Genomic DNA, 18487 nt, shown 5'->3' with positions numbered 1-18487 from the left:
GGCACCGCGAGCTAGCAGCTTGCCGTCCACCCCTCTCACCTAACACCTTAACTCCAACGAAGACACAAGCGAGCTTGTCTCGCGATCTTTTTTAAGGTCAAAAGATCGCGAGGCAAGCTCGCTCCTACAGGGATTTAAGTAGCCAGAATGCACAAAGGCCACCCGAAGGTGGCCTTTGCCTGGTGTAGCAATCAGTTAAGCGCGTGGCTTACTTGACAGCCCAACCGGTCAGCTCGGCCAAGGCCTTGCCGATGTCTGCCAGCGAACGCACGGTTTTTACGCCTGCGTCTTGCAGAGCAGCAAACTTCTCGTCTGCAGTGCCCTTGCCGCCAGAGATGATTGCGCCAGCATGGCCCATGCGCTTGCCTGGAGGGGCAGTCACACCAGCGATGTAGGAAACAACTGGCTTGGTCACGTGTGCCTTGATGTAGGCAGCCGCTTCTTCTTCAGCCGAACCGCCGATCTCACCGATCATGACGATCGCTTCGGTCTTCGGGTCTTCCTGGAACAGTTTCAGGATGTCGATGAAGTTCGAGCCTGGGATCGGGTCACCACCGATACCTACACACGTCGACTGACCAAAACCGGCGTCAGTGGTTTGCTTCACAGCTTCGTAAGTCAGGGTGCCGGAACGCGACACGATGCCTACTTTGCCTGGCAAGTGAATGTGACCTGGCATGATGCCGATCTTGCACTCGCCCGGGGTGATCACGCCTGGGCAGTTAGGGCCGATCAGGGTAACACCCAGCTCGTCGCACTTAACTTTAGCGTCCAGCATGTCCAGGGTAGGAATGCCTTCGGTGATGCAAACGATCAGCTTGATGCCGCCGAACGCTGCTTCAAGGATGGAGTCCTTGCAGAAAGGAGCCGGAACGTAGATCACGCTGGCGGTGGCGCCAGTGGCAGCTACAGCGTCTTTCACGGTGTTGAACACTGGCAGACCCAGGTGCTCGGTGCCGCCTTTACCCGGAGTTACGCCGCCAACCATCTTGGTGCCGTACTCGATGGCTTGCTGGGTGTGGAAGCTACCTTGCGAACCAGTGATGCCCTGGCAGATAACTTTGGTGTCTTTATTGATCAGGACGCTCATTACTTGCCCTCCGCAGCTTTAACAACTTGTTGAGCAGCGTCGGTCAAGCTGGTAGCAGCGATGATGTTCAGGCCGCTGTCTGCCAGTACTTTAGCGCCCAGTTCAGCGTTGTTGCCTTCAAGGCGCACAACCACCGGGATTTTCACGCCGACTTCTTTCACTGCGCCGATGATGCCTTCAGCAATCATGTCGCAACGAACGATGCCGCCGAAAATGTTAACCAGTACTGCCGCGACATTGCTGTCGGACAGAATGATTTTGAACGCTTCAGTTACGCGTTCTTTGGTTGCGCCGCCACCTACGTCGAGGAAGTTGGCTGGCTTGCCGCCGTGCAGGTTAACGATGTCCATGGTACCCATGGCCAGACCGGCACCGTTTACCATGCAGCCGATGTTGCCTTCCAGCGCTACGTAGTTCAGTTCGAACTGGGCAGCGTGCGCTTCGCGCGGATCGTCTTGCGACGGATCGTGGAAAGTTTTCAGCTTGGGCTGACGGTACATGGCGTTTGCGTCGATGTTGATTTTTGCATCGAGGCAGTGCAGGTCGCCGTCAGTCTTGATAACCAGCGGGTTCACTTCCAGCAGGGCCAGATCGTGATCCTTGAACAGTTTGGCCAGACCTACGAAGATCTTGGCGAACTGAGCAACTTGCTTGCCTTCCAGACCCAGCTGGAATGCCAACTCGCGACCCTGGAATGGCTGAGCGCCAACCAGTGGATCGATGGTTGCTTTGAGAATTTTTTCTGGAGTGTCGTGTGCGATCTTCTCGATGTCCACGCCACCTTCGGTGGAAGCCATGAACACGATACGACGGCTGGAACGGTCAACGACAGCGCCCAGGTACAGCTCTTTAGCGATATCAGTGCACGATTCAACCAGGATTTTGGTGACCGGCTGACCATTGGCGTCAGTTTGGTAAGTCACCAGACGCTTGCCCAGCCACTGCTGTGCAAATGCTTTAGCGTCTTCTTTGTTGCGAACCAGCTTAACGCCGCCCGCTTTGCCGCGACCGCCTGCGTGAACCTGGGCTTTTACAACCCATTCGGTTCCGCCAATTTTGTCGCAAGCTTCAGCCGCTGCTTCCGGGGTGTCTACTGCATAACCCTTGGATACTGGCAGGCCGTACTCAGCGAACAGCTGCTTACCCTGATACTCGTGAAGATTCATGCTTTTTACCGTCTTCGTTAGGTACTGCGCATTCGGCGCTGCACTTTTATTAGTGCCGCACCACCTGTGACTGCTGCTTGTGCTGCTTTAGCAAACCCGGCCATTGCGTGAGCAAAGGCCGGGCCTGGATAAAACAAGACAAGACTGCGTCCGGCGGAAGTTCCGCGGTGAGGCTTGCTAGCAAGGCTCACGACGGGCAAACCGCCGTGGTTTCTTATTGTCTGGTCTTAACGTTTCTTACGGTTGGCAATGTGGATGGCGCCGCCATTCACTGCCAGCGCTGCTTCATGCAACGCTTCGGACAGGGTTGGATGGGAGAAAACCATCATGCCCAGATCCTCGGCACTGGTGCCGAATTCCATACCGATTGCGCCCTGCTGTACCAGCTCTGCTGCGCTCGGGCCAATCACGTGGACGCCCAGTACGCGGTCAGTTTTGGCATCAGCAATGACTTTAACAAAGCCACCGGTGTCGTTTGCTGCCATGGCACGGCCACTGGCTGCGAACGGGAAGGTGCCGACGTTAACTTCAACGCCTTCAGCTTTCAAGGCCTGTTCGGTTTTACCTACCCATGCGATCTCCGGGTGAGTGTAAATAACCGATGGAATCAGGTCGTAGTTCATCTCGGTCTTGTGACCTTTGATGCGCTCAACCACCATGATGCCTTCTTCAGAAGCCTTGTGTGCCAGCATCATGCCGCGAACCACGTCACCGATGGCGTAAACGCCCGGTACGCTGGTCGCGCAATGATCGTCAACAAACACGAAACCGCGCTCGTCGATGGTCACGCCGCTGTCAGCTGCCAGCAGTTCGGTAGTCACAGGGCGACGACCTACCGCTACGATCAGCTTGTCAAAGGTGATGGTCTGTTCGCCGTTGGCGTCGGTGTAGGTCACAACGACTTCGTCGCCGTTTACCTTGGAACCGGTCACGCGAGCGCCCAGCTTGATGTCCAGACCTTGTTTGGTCAGGGTTTTGTAGGCTTCTTTGGACACAGCAGCGTCAGCAGCCATCAGGAACGTGTCCAGTGCTTCCAGAACCGTTACCTGAGCGCCCAGACGGGACCACACCGAACCCAGTTCCAGACCGATAACGCCAGCGCCGATAACGCCCAGACGCTTAGGTACGGCCTGGAATTCCAGGGCGCCGGTCGAATCAACGATCACGTTGTTATCAACTGGAGCTGGCGGAATGTCGATAGGACGCGAACCGGAAGCCAGAATCACGTTCTCGGCTTCGATGATTTCAACGCTGCCGTCTGGCTTGGTCAGCTCAACGCGCTTGCCGGCCAGCAGTTTGCCGTGGCCTTGCAGGGAGGTCACACCGTTGGCTTTGAACAGGGTCGCAACGCCGGAGGTCAGGCCTTTAACGATGTTGGCTTTACGGCCAACCATCGCTGGCACGTCCATGTTCACTTCACCGGTGGTGATGCCGTGGATAGCAAATGCATCCTTGGCTTCGTGATACTTCCAGGAGCTGTCCAGCAGCGCCTTGGATGGAATGCAACCAACGTTCAGGCAAGTACCGCCCAATGCCAGTTTGCCTTCTTTGTCGGTGTATTTTTCGATGCATGCAGTCGAAAGGCCCAGTTGCGCGGCCTTGATCGCGGCAACGTAGCCGCCAGGGCCCGCACCAATCACTACAACGTCAAATTTCTGAGACATGGGAATAGATCCTCTATTAGCTACAAGCTTCAAGCTCGGAACTTCAAGCTGCAAGCCAAGCTGCGTTACAGACAGCTTGAAGCTCGCAACTTGAAGCTGCTCCTATTAAATATCCAGCAGCAGACGAGCTGGGTCTTCCAGCAGGTTTTTGATGGCCACCAGGAAACTTACAGCTTCTTTGCCGTCGATCAAGCGGTGATCGTAAGACAGAGCCAGGTACATCATCGGACGGATTACAACCTGACCGTTGACTGCCATTGGACGCTGAAGGATGTTGTGCATGCCCAGGATCGCGGCTTGCGGCGGGTTAACGATCGGGGTCGACATCATCGAACCGAAAGTACCACCGTTGGTGATGGTGAAGGTACCGCCGGTCATTTCGTCGATCGACAGTTTGCCATCACGGGCTTTTTTGCCGTAAGCAGCGATGCCGCCTTCGATTTCAGCCAGGCTCATCAGTTCAGCGTTACGCAGTACTGGAACTACCAGGCCACGGTCGCTGGACACTGCAACACCGATGTCGGCGTAGCCGTGGTAAACGATGTCCGAACCGTCGATCGACGCGTTGACAGCCGGGAAGCGTTTCAGGGCTTCGGTAGCGGCTTTAACGAAGAACGACATGAAGCCCAGGCGTACGCCGTTGTGGGACTTCTCGAACAGGTCCTTGTACTTCGAACGCAGTGCCATGATTTCGGTCATGTCAACTTCGTTGAACGTGGTCAGCATCGCCATGTTCGACTGAGCTTCTACCAGACGCTTGGCCACGGTAGCGCGAACGCGGGTCATTGGAACGCGTTTTTCTACGCGGTCGCCAGCAGCGAATACCGGAGCAGTGGCAGCAGGCGCAGCAGCTTTGGCAGGTGCGGCAGCCGGAGCGGCTTTCTTGGCAGCAACAGCAGCCACAACGTCTTCTTTGGTCACACGACCGCCTTTGCCAGTACCGGCAACGGAAGCGATGTTGATGCCGTTTTCTTCAGCGATCTTGCGTGCAGCCGGAGCAGCCACTGGATCGTCTTCGCCGTCAGCAGCGGCTGGAGCAGCAGCTTGGGCAGCCGGCGCAGCAGCGGCGGCTGGAGCAGCGGCAGCAGCACCGCCTTCAACGATGGAGCCCAGTACTTCGTCAGACAGAACGGTGTCGCCTTCGTTTTTCACGATTGCGCCCAGAACGCCGTCAGCAGTCGCCAATACTTCCAGTACGACTTTGTCGGTTTCGATGTCAACGATCAGGTCGTCACGCTTTACAGCGTCGCCTGGTTGCTTGTGCCAGGTGGCAACGGTGCCATCGGCAACCGATTCCGGAAATGTTGGGGCTTTGATCTCGATAGCCATGTTCTTTGGTTCCTTTAATTCGGTTTCAGTGCGCGAAGGCGTTAAACAGTGAACGCGTCTTGCAACAGTTTGGCCTGTTGCTCAGCGTGCATCGATGCGTAACCACAAGCAGGTGCAGCAGAAGCGTCACGGCCCGCGTACTCAAGTACGAGAGATTTATCGTGACCGCCAATGATGCGACGCATGTGGTGCTGGCTGCAGTACCAGGCGCCCTGGTTCATTGGCTCTTCCTGACACCAGACAATGTGCTTGGCGTTTTTGTACGGAGCCAGGACTTCAATCAAGTCGTCCTCAGGGAACGGATACAGCTGCTCAAGACGCACGATAGCGATGTCATCACGACCTTCGGCACGGCGTTTTTCCAACAGGTCGTAGTAGACCTTGCCGCTACACAGCACGATACGACCGACGTTCGCCGGATCTTGTGCATCGATTTCTGGAATAACGGTCTGGAACGAACCTTCGGCCAGATCTTCCAGTGTCGAGATTGCCAATTTGTGACGCAGCAACGACTTCGGTGTCAGTACCACCAGCGGCTTGCGCAGCGGACGGATAACCTGACGGCGCAGCAGGTGGTAGATCTGCGCTGGAGTGGTTGGTACGCACACCTGAATGTTGTGCTCAGCGCACAATTGCAGGTAACGCTCAAGACGTGCCGAGGAGTGCTCTGGGCCCTGACCTTCGTAGCCGTGTGGCAACAGCATGGTCAGACCGCACAGGCGACCCCACTTGTGCTCGCCGCTGGTGATGAACTGGTCGATAACAACCTGTGCACCGTTGGCGAAGTCACCGAATTGGGCTTCCCAGATCACCAAGCCGTTTGGCGTGGTAGTCGAGTAGCCGTATTCGAACGCCAATACCGCTTCTTCCGACAGCAGCGAGTCGTACAGGTCAAAGCGAGGCTGACCTTCGTACAGGTGCTGCAGAGGAATGTAGGTGCTGGCATCTTTTTGGTTGTGCAACACAGCGTGACGGTGCGAGAACGTACCGCGGCCGATGTCCTGACCGGTCATGCGGATCGGGTGACCTTCGAACGCCAGGGTCGCGTACGCCATGGTTTCGGCATAACCCCAGTTGATCGGCAGGCCGCCGGCTTGCATTTTTTGACGGTCTTCGTAGATCTTCGACACCTGACGCTGCATGACGAAGCCTTCTGGAATTTCCAGCAGCTTGGCCGACAGTTCTTGCAGGGTTTTCAGATCAAAGCGTGTGTCGTGACGCGCAGTCCAGGCGTGGCCCAGGTACGGGCGCCAGTCAACGAACAGCTCTTTGTTCGGCTCTTTGACCAGACTTTTCACAACATGCAGACCGTTGTCCAGCGCGTTGCGGTATTCGTCGATCTTGGCCTGAACGCGCTCTTCGTCTACCACTTTCTCTTGAGTCAGACGCTCGGCATACAGTTCACGCGTGGTGCGCTGCTTGGCGATTTGCTGATACATCAACGGCTGAGTACCGTTTGGCTCGTCGGCCTCGTTGTGACCGCGACGGCGGTAGCAGAACAGGTCGATCACGACGTCACGCTTGAACTGCATGCGGTAGTCGATTGCCAGTTGGGTCACGAACAGAACGGCTTCCGGATCATCACCATTAACATGGAGGATCGGCGCCTGAATCATTTTCGCGACGTCAGTGCAGTACTCGGTCGAACGCGAGTCTTCAGGGTTGCTGATGGTGAAGCCAACCTGGTTGTTGATCACCAGGTGAACCGTACCGCCAGTCTTGAAGCCGCGAGTCTGCGACATCTGGAAGGTTTCCATGACCACGCCCTGACCTGCGAATGCAGCGTCACCGTGGATGGAAATAGGCAGTACTTTCTCGCCCGTTGCGTCGTTACGACGGTCTTGACGTGCACGTACCGAACCTTCAACCACTGGAGAAACGATTTCCAGGTGGGAAGGGTTAAACGCCATGGCCAGGTGAACTTCGCCACCGGAGGTCATCACGTTGGAGGAGAAGCCCTGGTGGTATTTAACGTCACCGGAACCCAGCTCGATTTTTTTCTTGCCTTCGAACTCGTCGAACAGGTCGCGCGGGTTTTTGCCGAAGGTGTTGACCAGCACGTTCAGACGGCCACGGTGGGCCATGCCGATAACGATTTCTTTGGTGCCATAGTTGCCCGAACGCTGAATCAGCTCGTCCAGCAACGGAATCAGGCTCTCGCCGCCTTCCAGACCGAAACGCTTGGTGCCCGGGTACTTGGTGCCCAGGTACTTCTCCAGGCCTTCAGCTGCGGTCACGCGCTCAAGCAGGTGGCTTTTGATATCAGCCGAATAGGTCGGACGGCCACGTACGCTTTCGAGACGCTGTTCAAACCAGTGGCGTTGCTCGGAATCGACGATGTGCGTGAACTCGGCGCCAATGGTGCGGCAATATGTCTGCTGCAACGCTTCGAGAATTTCGCGTAGGCTCGCTTCCTCTTTGCCGATATACAGGTCGCCGGCACGGAAGGTCGTATCAAGATCGGCATTGGTCAAGCCGTAATGATTGATCGACAGGTCTGCAGGTGCAGGACGCTGCCACAGCCCCAGCGGATCAAGCTGGGCTGCCTGGTGGCCGCGCATCCGATAGGCCTGGATCAATCGCAGCACTTCAACCTGCTTCTTCTCGTGTTCGCTGCTCACGCTTCCGGCAGATACCGGTTGGGCGCGGCGCTGGTTCTTCGCCAGCAACACGAAATGATCGCGGATTGTGGAGTGCGAAACATCGTTGGCAGAGTTGCCCTCAGTAGGCAACGTCTGAAATTTGGTGCGCCATTCTTCTGGCACAGCGTTAGGGTCGTGCAGGTAGAGCTCGTAGAGCTCTTCCACATAGGCAGCGTTACCACCTGAAAGATAGCCGCTGTTCCACATGCGCTGCATCACGCTTTCTTGCATGCTTGGTCACCCTCGGTTAGGGGACACCATCGGCGAAAACACCACAGCACTTGAGAAAGTCCGAATACAGCGACTAAAACAAGCCACTAGAGTCACGCTGATAGTCCGGGTACCAGCCCGGATGCCCCTGCTGGTCTCATTTCTTCAAAATAAGAGCCGCAACTTTGTGAGCTGCTGCTCAGGTTATAACTACGGCGCCGGTTGAAGCCTGCGCCGTAGCATCTACGGTTACAACGGTGTTGCAGTGCAGCTTTGAATCACACGCCGCTTTGCAGCAGCATGCTACGCACGTGACCGATGGCCTTAGTCGGGTTCAGGCCCTTCGGACACACGTTTACGCAGTTCATGATCCCGCGGCAGCGGAATACGCTGAACGGGTCATCCAGCGAAGCCAGACGCTCGTTGGTCTTGGTGTCACGGCTGTCAGCCAGGAAGCGGTAGGCTTGCAGCAGTGCAGCAGGGCCCAGGAACTTGTCCGGGTTCCACCAGAAGGACGGGCACGAAGTCGAGCAGCAGGCGCACAGGATGCACTCGTACAGACCGTCGAGCTTTTCACGCTCTTCTGGCGATTGCAGACGCTCGATGGCCGGAGCCGGAGTATCGTTCTGCAGGAAAGGCTTCACCTTCTCGTATTGCTTGTAGAAGATGCTCATGTCGACGACCAGGTCACGGATAACCGGCAAACCTGGCAGCGGACGAATCACCAACTTGTTACCTTTTACAACGGAGGACAGCGGCGTTACGCACGCCAGGCCGTTTTTACCGTTGATGTTCATGCCGTCGGAGCCGCAAACGCCCTCACGGCAAGAGCGACGATAGGAGAAACCTTCGTCCTGCTCTTTGATCAGGGCCAGTACGTCCAGCACCATGAGGTCTTTACCGTTGGTATTGACCTGGAATTCTTGCATGAACGGCGCGGCGTCCTGATCCGGGTTGTAGCGATAAACACTGACTTTCAACATATCGGCCACCCTTAGTAAGTACGAACCATTGGCTGGAAGGTCGGAACGGTTTTCGGCGAGAAGTTCACCGCACGCTTGGCTACGCGTTTCTCACCCGGGAAGTACAGGGTGTGGCACAGCCAGTTAACGTCGTCACGATCTTCGAAGTCTTCACGGGCGTGAGCACCGCGCGATTCCTTACGGGTTTCAGCAGCGATAGCAGTGGCTTCAGCCACTTCGAGCAGGTTTTGCAGCTCAAGGGCTTCGATACGAGCAGTGTTGAACGCTTGGCTCTTATCGTTGATCTTGACGTTGGCAATGCGCTTGCGCAGGTCTTGCAGCTGGGTAATACCCTTCTGCATGTATTCGCCGGTACGGAATACGCCGAAGTAGTTCTGCATGCAGCTCTGCAGTTCTTTGCGCAGGGTCGCAACGTCTTCGCCATCAGTGCGCGAGTTCAGACCGTCCAGACGTGCCAGGGCAGCGTCGATGTCGGACTGACGTGGACGAGCGTAATCAACGCCTTCTTTAAGCGTCTGCTCAAGGAACAGGCCGGCAGCACGACCGAATACCACCAGGTCGAGCAACGAGTTGCCGCCCAGACGGTTGGCACCGTGAACCGATACGCACGCCACTTCACCTACTGCGAACAGGCCAGGGATGATCTGGTCGTTGCCGTCGGCGTCCTGGGTGATCGCCTGGCCATGAATGTTGGTGGCAACACCGCCCATCATATAGTGGCAAGTTGGAACCACTGGAACTGGAGCCAGTACCGGGTCAACGTGGGCGAAAGTCTTGGACAGTTCGCAGATACCTGGCAGACGGCTGTGCAGAACTTCTTCACCGAGGTGGTCAAGCTTCAGCATTACGTGGTCGCCATCTGGACCGCAACCGTTGCCCGCGATGATTTCTTTAACCATCGAGCGTGCTACTACGTCACGACCAGCAAGGTCTTTGGCGTTCGGAGCGTAACGCTCCATGAAACGCTCGCCGTGTTTGTTGATCAGGTATCCACCTTCACCACGGCAACCTTCGGTAACCAGTACACCGGCGCCGGCAATACCGGTTGGGTGGAACTGCCACATTTCGATGTCCTGTACCGGTACGCCTGCACGCAGGGCCATGCCGATACCGTCGCCTGTGTTGATCAGGGCGTTGGTCGTCGAAGAGTAGATACGGCCTGCACCGCCAGTCGCCAATACGGTGGCGTTGGCACGAACATAGGAAGTTTCGCCAGTTTCGATGCAGATAACGATCATGCCGACGAAATCGCCAGCTTCGTTTTTAACCAGGTCGACACCGTAGTATTCGTTCAGGAATACAGTGCCGGCTTTCAGGTTGGCCTGGTACAGGGTGTGCAGCAGTGCGTGACCGGTACGGTCAGCAGCAGCGCAGGTACGGGCAGCCTGGCCACCTTTACCAAAGTCCTTGGACTGACCGCCGAAAGGACGCTGGTAGATACGGCCTTGCTCGGTACGGGAGAACGGCAGACCCATGTGCTCGAGTTCAAATACGGCCTCTGGGCCTACGGAACACATGTATTCGATAGCGTCCTGGTCACCGATGTAGTCGGAACCCTTGACGGTATCGTACATGTGCCAGCGCCAGTCATCGTTTGGATCCGCAGACGCGATCGCGCAGGTAATGCCACCCTGAGCCGATACGGTGTGGGAACGAGTCGGGAAAACCTTGGTGATTACAGCAGTCTTGTGACCGCCTTGAGCCAGTTGCAACGCAGCGCGCATACCGGCACCGCCGCCGCCAATGATGATGGCGTCGAAGGAAAGTGTATTAACTGTGTTAGCCATGAATCAGATACCCCAAAGAATCTGCACACCCCAGACGAAGTAAGCGAACATCGCAACGCCGCATACTGCCTGGAAGAGGAAACGTACTGCTGTCGCGGACTTGCCCAGCGCCATTGGCGTCAGGTAGTCAGTCGCGATGGTCCACATGCCGACCCAGGCGTGAGCGCCAAGGGCAACCAGGGCCAACAGGCTGAAGATACGCATCCAGTTGCTTGCGAACAGTTCGTGCCATTGGGCGTAGCCAATGCCAGGGTTCGCAACGAGGTATCCGATCAGGAAAATGAAATAAGCCGCTAGAACGACCGCAGACACACGTTGTGCCATCCAGTCATAGAGGCCCGAACGCGATAGGTTCGTAACGCTGGTTACCATATCCAAACTCCTGCCAGAACAATCATCACTACGGAAATGACGATTACGATTTTCGAGCCCAGCTTGCCGCCTTCCAGCGTCTCACCGATGCCCATATCCATGATCAAGTGGCGCACACCGGCAACCAAGTGATACAGCAAGGCAGATAGCAGGCCCCATGCAATGAATTTGGCCAGCGGGCTGGTCAAGCATGCCTTCACCTCGGCAAAACCTTCTTCGGAACCCAGGGATTTGCTCAATGCATAAAGCATGAAGCCCAGGCCGAGAAAAAGAATGATGCCCGATACGCGGTGCAGAAACGACGTAACGCCGGTGATGGGGAGTTTGATGGTCCTTAGGTCTAGGTTTACAGGTCGTTGGCTATTCACGGCTTTTTTCACACTGAAGAGCCCCTAACAATCAGGGCAAGTTTGTTGGGATGCGCACTGGTCAGGTACCCACCACCCGGGAGTGACGACCCCCATCTAAACAGGCCCAAAAGCCTCTGGCGGTCGGCTGCCGAGTATAGACAGTTAGGTTACTAATGACAACGCAATCACCTCCCTCTAATAGAGCATTGCACTCTTTGCATAAAAGGCGTAAACGGCGGGGATATTCGAGAAAAATGACTCCTGAAAGCCTTGTACAGCAAGACTTTAGGCAAATTGACATTCAAATTTATCTAACTATAGTGGTGCGGGCCCTGCGTGGGGGGTCTGTCTGATGATTTCAAGCATAAATAGGAGGCCACATGGCTGACAAAAAAGCGCAGTTGATCATCGAGGGCGCTGCCCCCGTCGAGCTGCCCATTTTAACTGGCACCGTTGGTCCCGATGTAATCGATGTGCGCGGCCTCACGGCCACGGGCCGATTCACATTCGACCCAGGCTTCATGTCGACTGCATCCTGCGAGTCGAAGATCACCTATATTGATGGTGACAACGGTATCCTGCTGCACCGTGGCTACCCGATCGAACAACTGGCTGAACACTCTGACTACCTGGAAACAGCTTACCTGCTGCTGAACGGCGAACTGCCGACGGTAGAACAGAAGGCTCAGTTTGTCAGCAACGTGAAGAACCACACCATGGTTCACGAGCAGTTGAAGACCTTCTTCAACGGCTTCCGTCGTGACGCTCACCCGATGGCCGTCATGTGCGGCGTAGTCGGCGCACTGTCGGCTTTCTACCACGACTCTCTGGACATCAATAACCCGCAGCATCGCGAAATCTCCGCGATCCGTCTGGTTGCCAAGATGCCAACGCTGGCAGCGATGGTTTACAAGTACTCCATGGGTCAACCCATGATGTACCCGCGTAACGACCTGAGCTACGCCGAAAACTTCCTGCACATGATGTTCAACACACCGTGCGAGATCAAACCGATCAGCCCGGTACTGGCCAAGGCCATGGATAAGATCTTTATCCTGCACGCCGACCACGAACAGAACGCATCGACCTCTACCGTACGCTTGGCGGGCTCTTCGGGCGCCAACCCGTTCGCGTGTATCGCTGCAGGCATCGCAGCACTGTGGGGCCCGGCTCACGGCGGCGCCAACGAAGCTGTTCTGACCATGCTCGACGAAATTGGCGATGTGTCTAACATCGACAAGTTCATCGCCAAGGCCAAGGACAAGAACGATCCATTCAAACTGATGGGCTTTGGTCACCGCGTTTACAAAAACCGCGACCCACGCGCCACCGTGATGAAAAAGACCTGCGACGAAGTACTGAAAGAGCTGGGCATCAAAAATGACCCACAACTCGAACTGGCCATGCGCCTGGAAGAGATCGCTCTGACCGACCCTTACTTCATCGAGCGCTCGCTGTACCCGAACGTCGACTTCTACTCGGGGATCATCCTCAAGGCGATCGGCATTCCTACCAGCATGTTCACCGTAATCTTCGCCCTGTCGCGGACTGTCGGCTGGATCTCGCACTGGAAAGAAATGCTCTCCAGCCCGTACAAGATTGGCCGTCCGCGCCAGCTGTACACCGGCTACGAGTCGCGTGACTTCAGCAAGCTTGAAGACCGCAAATAAGACCATTGATACCACGATAGCGTCTTAGCTGCTGCCGATACGGCCTCTACTTGTTAGAGGCCGTATTTTTTTGTGCCCACAAAAACCGTAGTCGCTGCCGAGGCACGAAGGCTGCGATGGGATTTGAAGCAGCTCTGTGCACAAGGCAGGCAGCCCCTATCGCAGCCTTCGTGCCTCGGCAGCGACTACAAGGCGCGCCCTCCCCCCAAATAAAAACCCCCCTGCCTCACGACAGGGGGATCTCATTAAACAGACCGCTTCTAACTTGCAGCTTGCAGCTTGCAGCTAACAACTTGCCGCTGCTTTAGTGGTCTACCGCCCCGCTCGCCCCCAACCCGGTTTGTGAACGAACAAACTGCGGGAAGAACAGCGCACGCTCTTTCGCAGCCGACTTGGATTTGTCGGTCACGGAGAAGAACCAGATACCCACGAACGCAATGATCATGGAGAACAAGGCTGGATATTCGTAAGGGAAGATCGCTTTTTCATGATGCAGTATCTGCACCCAGATGGTTGGGCCCAGGACCATCAAGCCAACCGCACTGATCAGACCCAGCCAACCGCCGATCATGGCGCCGCGCGTGGTGAGGTTTTTCCAGTACATCGAAAGCAGCAGTACCGGGAAGTTACAGCTCGCCGCGATAGAGAACGCCAGGCCCACCATAAACGCGATGTTTTGGCTTTCGAACAAGATACCCAAACCAATCGCCAACACGCCCAACGCCACCGTGGTGATTTTGGAGACGCGAATTTCATCTTTATCGTTGGCTTTGCCCTTTTTGAACACACTGGCGTACAGGTCGTGAGACACCGCCGAAGCACCGGCCAGCGTCAGCCCTGCAACCACCGCGAGAATCGTCGCAAAGGCTACCGCCGAGATAAAGCCCAGGAAGATGCTACCGCCCACCGCGTCAGCCAAATGCACCGCCGCCATGTTGTTACCGCCCAACAAACCGCCCGCTGCATCTTTGAAAGCCGGGTTGGTGCTGACCAGAATGATCGCGCCGAAACCAATGATGAAGGTCAGAATGTAGAAGTAACCAATAAAGCCAGTCGCGTACAGCACGCTCTTGCGGGCTTCTTTAGCGTCGCTCACGGTGAAGAAGCGCATCAGGATGTGCGGCAGGCCTGCGGTACCAAACATCAGCGCCAGACCCAGCGAGAAGGCCGAAATCGGATCCTTCACCAGGCCGCCCGGGCTCATGATGGCCTCGCCTTTGGGGTTAATCTTGACCGCTTCAGCGAACAGCGAGTTGAAGTCAAAGTTAACGTGCTTCATCACCATCACGGCCATGAAGGTCGCACCGGACAACAGCAACACCGCCTTGATGATCTGCACCCATGTAGTCGCCAACATGCCGCCGAACAATACATACAGGCACATCAGAATGCCGACCAGAATTACCGCAACGTGATAATCGAGACCGAAGAGCAATTGAATCAGCTTGCCCGCACCGACCATTTGCGCAATCAGGTAGAACGCGACAACCACCAGCGAACCACACGCTGACAGCGAACGGATCTGGGTTTGGCCCAGACGGTACGACGCCACGTCTGCAAAGGTGTATTTACCCAAGTTACGCAGACGCTCGGCAATCAGGAACAGAATGATTGGCCAACCCACCAAAAAGCCAATCGAATAGATCAGGCCATCGTAGCCAGAGGTATACACCAGCGCGGAAATACCCAAAAACGATGCGGCAGACATATAGTCGCCCGCAATCGCCAGACCATTTTGAAAGCCGGTGATCTTGCCACCTGCGGCATAGTAGTCCGCAGCTGACTTATTACGCTTGGAGGCCCAGTAAGTAATACACAGGGTCGCGCCTACAAACGCGAGGAACATAATAATTGCAGAGACGTTAAGCGGTTGTTTTTGAACTTCCCCCGTCAAGGCGTCAGCCGCCCAGACACCTTGAGACAAGGCAGCAATGCCCAGTGTTGCCAATAGACGCCGGATCATTGCTCAGCCTCCTTCAGAATTGCATTGTTCAGGTCGTCAAACTCGCCATTGGCCCGGTGAATATAAATAGCAGTCAGAACAAAGGCCGAAATAATCAGCCCGATCCCGATCGGTATTCCCCAGGTTATAGCGGAGCCGGGGTACAACTTGGCCCCCATGATGTGCGACCCGTAAGCAATCAACAGAATAAAGGCGGCATATAAACCGAGCATGATCGCTGAAAGAATCCAGGCGAACCGCTCCCTTTTTTTGACCAGCTCCTTGAAACGCGGGCTGTTTTGAATCGAGAGGTAAATGCTGTCGTTCATTATTTTTGTCCTCGCAGCACAGAAGAGATGTAACGGTTTCACTATTAGGGGGCTTCGATCTCTAAGCCAGACGACTTTAGTAGTAGAACCGAAATACCCTACAGGCCCCGTATTCTCTAGGCTGCGCGAATAACGACATCATTTGGCCAGTGCTCAAAATAGAAAAACCGCCCGGCGATTAAACCGGGCGGTTCTGTGTGCTGCGAGCTAGACACTTCGCGGTTATTTAGCCGTCCACTCAGCGACACGCTCAGGGTGTTTGGCAACCCAATCTTTGGCGGCAGCTTCTGGCTTGGCCCCCTCTTGAATGGCCAACATAACCTCACCAATTTCGTCTTTGGAGTTCCACGAAAACTTCTTCAAGAACGCTTCAACTTCGGGTGCTTTCTTTTCCAGGTCCTTGCTACCGACGCTATTGACAGTTTCTGCAGCGCCAAAGACGCCCTTTGGATCGTCCAGGAAGCGCAACTTCCACTTGGCGAACATCCAGTGCGGTACCCAGCCCGTCACTACAATCGGTTCATTTTTAGCGTATGCACGCCCAAGCTCAGAGGTCATGGCCGCACCGGAACTGGCTTGTAACTTGTAATTCAAACCGTAGTCCTTGATTGCTTCGTCCGCTTTCAACATAACGCCCGACCCGGCATCAATCCCTACAACTTTGTTTTTATAGCCTTTATCGTCCTTCAGATCAGCAATCGATTTGGCCTCTACGTACTCCGGCACAATCAAACCAATTTTTGCTTCTTTAAAGTTGGGGCCAAAATCCACCACTTTGTCTTTATTCTTGGCCCAGTATTCGCCGTGAGTCACTGGCAGCCAGGCAGACAGCATCGCATCGAGTTTGCCCGTGGCCACGCCCTGCCACATGATGCCCGTTGCCACCGGCATCAATTTCACGTCGTAACCCAACTTCTGCTTGATCACCTCTGCGGCCACGAACGTTGTCGCCACACTGTCGGACCAACCGTCGACATAACCGATATTAAGGGTGGGCTTGGTCTGAGCAATCGCCAACCCCGCACTCATCGCCAGCACCAAGGCAGCTCCCGCGCTCAAGAGTCGTCGCATCTTCATCTATGATTCCTCGCTGTGCCGGGCCCGACGAGTGCCGGACCACATCAGGTTCAGGGCTTTATCAACACCCCGACATAACATCCCCCCTGATAATCGGCCTCGCCTGCCAAGTGCCCTGCTCTGACGACGACGCCCAGCCAACCATCAACGACATCAGCCGCTGCCTCAAAGCACTTTGCCCGGACACTCACCTGAACTTTGCATGACAAAATTATACGGAGGCTCTGGGCGCAGCTGATTGCAGGTAAGATGCGCGGCTTTGCTCCCATACGGCCTGACCATGTCCGCGACTGCCCGCTCCCCTGTATTGCCTTACCTCCTTGCCTGCTTGCTGGGCGTGTGTGCCATTGCCGGTTTCTGGTATGGCCTGGGCAAACCCGTCATCCTGCCCGATGCCGCCACCCCTACGCACAAACTGCAATGTGCGTCTTACACGCCGTTCGACAAAGACCAGTCCCCGTTCGACCAGCCTTTCGTACCCCGCGTAGAACGCATGGACGCGGACCTGGCATTGTTGGCGACACGCTTTGAGTGTATCCGCACGTACTCCCAGGCCGGGCTTGAAGCCCTCCCGCAACTGGCCCGCAAGCACGGGCTGAAGATGATGAGTGGCGCCTGGGTTAGCAGCAACGCGGTAGAGACCCAAAAAGAGGTCGACGCACTGATCGCCAACGCCAATGCCAACCCGGATGTCATCAGCGCCGTGATTGTCGGCAACGAAACCTTGCTGCGCAAAGAAATCACTGCACCCCAACTGGTCAAGCTGATCACGCAGGTCAAAAGCCAGATCAAACAACCCGTCACCTACGCCGATGTGTGGGAGTTCTGGTTGCAACACCCCGAGATTGCACCGGCAGTAGACTTTCTGACCATCCACTTGCTGCCGTATTGGGAAGACGACCCTGCCGGGATCGACCAGGCCGTCAACCACGTTGCCCAGGTGCGCCAGGAATTCGGCAGCAAATTCGATAAAGACATCCTGATCGGCGAAACCGGCTGGCCCAGCGAAGGCCGCCAGCGCGAAACCGCCCTGCCGAGCCGCGTCAACGAAGCCAAATTCATTCGTGGCTTTGTCACCCTGGCCGAACAGAACGGCTGGAAATACAACCTGATCGAAGCCTTCGACCAACCGTGGAAGCGTGCCAGTGAAGGTGCAGTGGGCGGTTACTGGGGGCTATTTGATGCCGATCGCCAAGACAAAGCCATACTTGCAGGCCCCGTAACCAACCTGCCCCATTGGCCAGCCTGGCTGGGGCTGGGCATCGCCCTGTTTGCGGCCACATTGTTGATCGGTGGACGCGTACGCAGCACGCGCTCGGCCCTGTTACTGCCGGCCTTGGGGGCCGTGGCGGGTTGTAGCCTGGTGGCATGGGCCGAACTGGCATCAGTCACCAGTCGCTTTGCCGAAGAATGGACATGGGCCGGGTTGTTGATTGTGCTCAATCTGGTGGTGCTCGCCCACGGCGCTTTAGCGCTGGGGCAACAACAGGGCTGGCGTAAGGGCCTGTTCAACGTGCTCGAGCGTCATGCAGGGTGCTGGATCGCAGCCGCCGGGTTTGCCGGTGCAGTCATGATGCTGGGCCTGGTATTTGAACCCCGCTATCGCAGCTTCCCGAGTGCCGCTCTGGTACTGCCAGCTTTGGTTTACCTGCTGCGCCCGGCGAGCGGACCACGGCGTGAACTCAGCCTGTTGGCGCTGATCATCGGCGCGGGCATCCCGCTGCAACTGTACCGCGAAGGCCTGAACAACCAACAAGCCTGGGTATGGGCCTTGGTCAGTGTATTGATGGTCATCGCGCTGTGGCGCAGTCGCCGTCAATAACCTAAAAAATCTGTAGGAGCGAGCTTGCCTCGCGATCTTTTGATCTTTAAAAAG

Annotated in this window: 14 protein-coding genes; 2 read left to right on the top strand and 12 right to left on the bottom strand. The window is 56.0% G+C overall.

Annotated features, from left to right (window positions below; all coding sequences use genetic code 11):
* Positions 1-208: 208 nt before the first annotated feature.
* The 9 genes from sucD to sdhC form a co-directional block, all read right to left on the bottom strand.
* Complete coding sequence (gene sucD / locus GHO41_RS16545; protein ID WP_003223019.1) at positions 209-1090, bottom strand: succinate--CoA ligase subunit alpha; 882 nt, start codon at positions 1088-1090, stop codon at positions 209-211.
* Positions 1090-2256, bottom strand: a complete 1167-nt coding sequence (gene sucC, locus GHO41_RS16540; RefSeq protein ID WP_048368573.1) for an ADP-forming succinate--CoA ligase subunit beta — start codon at positions 2254-2256, stop codon at positions 1090-1092. The genes sucD and sucC overlap by 1 nt, the downstream gene beginning before the upstream one ends.
* Before the next feature lie 227 nt (positions 2257-2483).
* On the bottom strand, positions 2484-3920 hold the full coding sequence (gene lpdA, locus GHO41_RS16535) for a dihydrolipoyl dehydrogenase (protein WP_048368574.1): 1437 nt from the start codon (positions 3918-3920) through the stop codon (positions 2484-2486).
* 105 nt (positions 3921-4025) lie between these two features.
* On the bottom strand, positions 4026-5249 hold the full coding sequence (gene odhB / locus GHO41_RS16530) for a 2-oxoglutarate dehydrogenase complex dihydrolipoyllysine-residue succinyltransferase (protein ID WP_048368575.1): 1224 nt from the start codon (positions 5247-5249) through the stop codon (positions 4026-4028).
* A 41-nt stretch (positions 5250-5290) separates the two neighbouring features.
* Positions 5291-8122 (bottom strand): 2-oxoglutarate dehydrogenase E1 component, encoded by a 2832-nt coding sequence (locus GHO41_RS16525; protein WP_048391336.1) that lies wholly within the window; start codon positions 8120-8122, stop codon positions 5291-5293.
* A 257-nt stretch (positions 8123-8379) separates the two neighbouring features.
* On the bottom strand, positions 8380-9084 hold the full coding sequence (locus GHO41_RS16520) for a succinate dehydrogenase iron-sulfur subunit (protein WP_153390264.1): 705 nt from the start codon (positions 9082-9084) through the stop codon (positions 8380-8382).
* Between the two features lie 11 nt (positions 9085-9095).
* Entirely contained in the window at positions 9096-10871 is a 1776-nt protein-coding gene (gene sdhA, locus GHO41_RS16515; RefSeq protein ID WP_048368578.1) for a succinate dehydrogenase flavoprotein subunit, read from the bottom strand.
* 3 nt (positions 10872-10874) lie between these two features.
* Positions 10875-11243: a succinate dehydrogenase, hydrophobic membrane anchor protein gene (sdhD, locus tag GHO41_RS16510; RefSeq protein ID WP_003446906.1), complete on the bottom strand. Its 369-nt coding sequence runs from the start codon at positions 11241-11243 to the stop codon at positions 10875-10877.
* Positions 11237-11623, bottom strand: coding sequence for a succinate dehydrogenase, cytochrome b556 subunit (gene sdhC, locus GHO41_RS16505; protein ID WP_019408939.1), 387 nt, complete (start codon positions 11621-11623; stop codon positions 11237-11239). Before sdhC ends, sdhD begins: the two co-directional genes overlap by 7 nt.
* Positions 11624-11973: 350 nt before the next feature.
* On the opposite strand from sdhC, the gene gltA reads away from it, so the two are divergent.
* Complete coding sequence (gene gltA, locus GHO41_RS16500; protein ID WP_048368579.1) at positions 11974-13263, top strand: citrate synthase; 1290 nt, start codon at positions 11974-11976, stop codon at positions 13261-13263.
* A gap of 304 nt (positions 13264-13567) precedes the next feature.
* Here gltA and GHO41_RS16495 read toward each other — a convergent pair whose 3' ends face one another.
* The 3 genes from GHO41_RS16495 to GHO41_RS16485 all read right to left on the bottom strand — a co-directional run bounded on the left by GHO41_RS16495 (position 13568) and on the right by GHO41_RS16485 (position 16611).
* Positions 13568-15226, bottom strand: a complete 1659-nt coding sequence (locus tag GHO41_RS16495; protein WP_048368580.1) for a cation acetate symporter — start codon at positions 15224-15226, stop codon at positions 13568-13570.
* Positions 15223-15534, bottom strand: coding sequence for a DUF485 domain-containing protein (locus GHO41_RS16490; RefSeq protein ID WP_048368581.1), 312 nt, complete (start codon positions 15532-15534; stop codon positions 15223-15225). Before GHO41_RS16490 ends, GHO41_RS16495 begins: the two co-directional genes overlap by 4 nt.
* A gap of 222 nt (positions 15535-15756) precedes the next feature.
* On the bottom strand, positions 15757-16611 hold the full coding sequence (locus GHO41_RS16485) for a glycine betaine ABC transporter substrate-binding protein (protein ID WP_153327890.1): 855 nt from the start codon (positions 16609-16611) through the stop codon (positions 15757-15759).
* 280 nt (positions 16612-16891) lie between these two features.
* On the opposite strand from GHO41_RS16485, the gene GHO41_RS16480 reads away from it, so the two are divergent.
* On the top strand, positions 16892-18433 hold the full coding sequence (locus tag GHO41_RS16480; RefSeq protein ID WP_178110017.1) for a glycosyl hydrolase family 17 protein: 1542 nt from the start codon (positions 16892-16894) through the stop codon (positions 18431-18433).
* Positions 18434-18487: the final 54 nt, after the last annotated feature.

It is taken from the genome of Pseudomonas sp. FSL R10-0399 (assembly GCF_009600165.1).
Lineage (GTDB): Bacteria > Pseudomonadota > Gammaproteobacteria > Pseudomonadales > Pseudomonadaceae > Aquipseudomonas > Aquipseudomonas helleri.
This window is presented reverse-complemented; position numbering and strand designations above follow the sequence as displayed.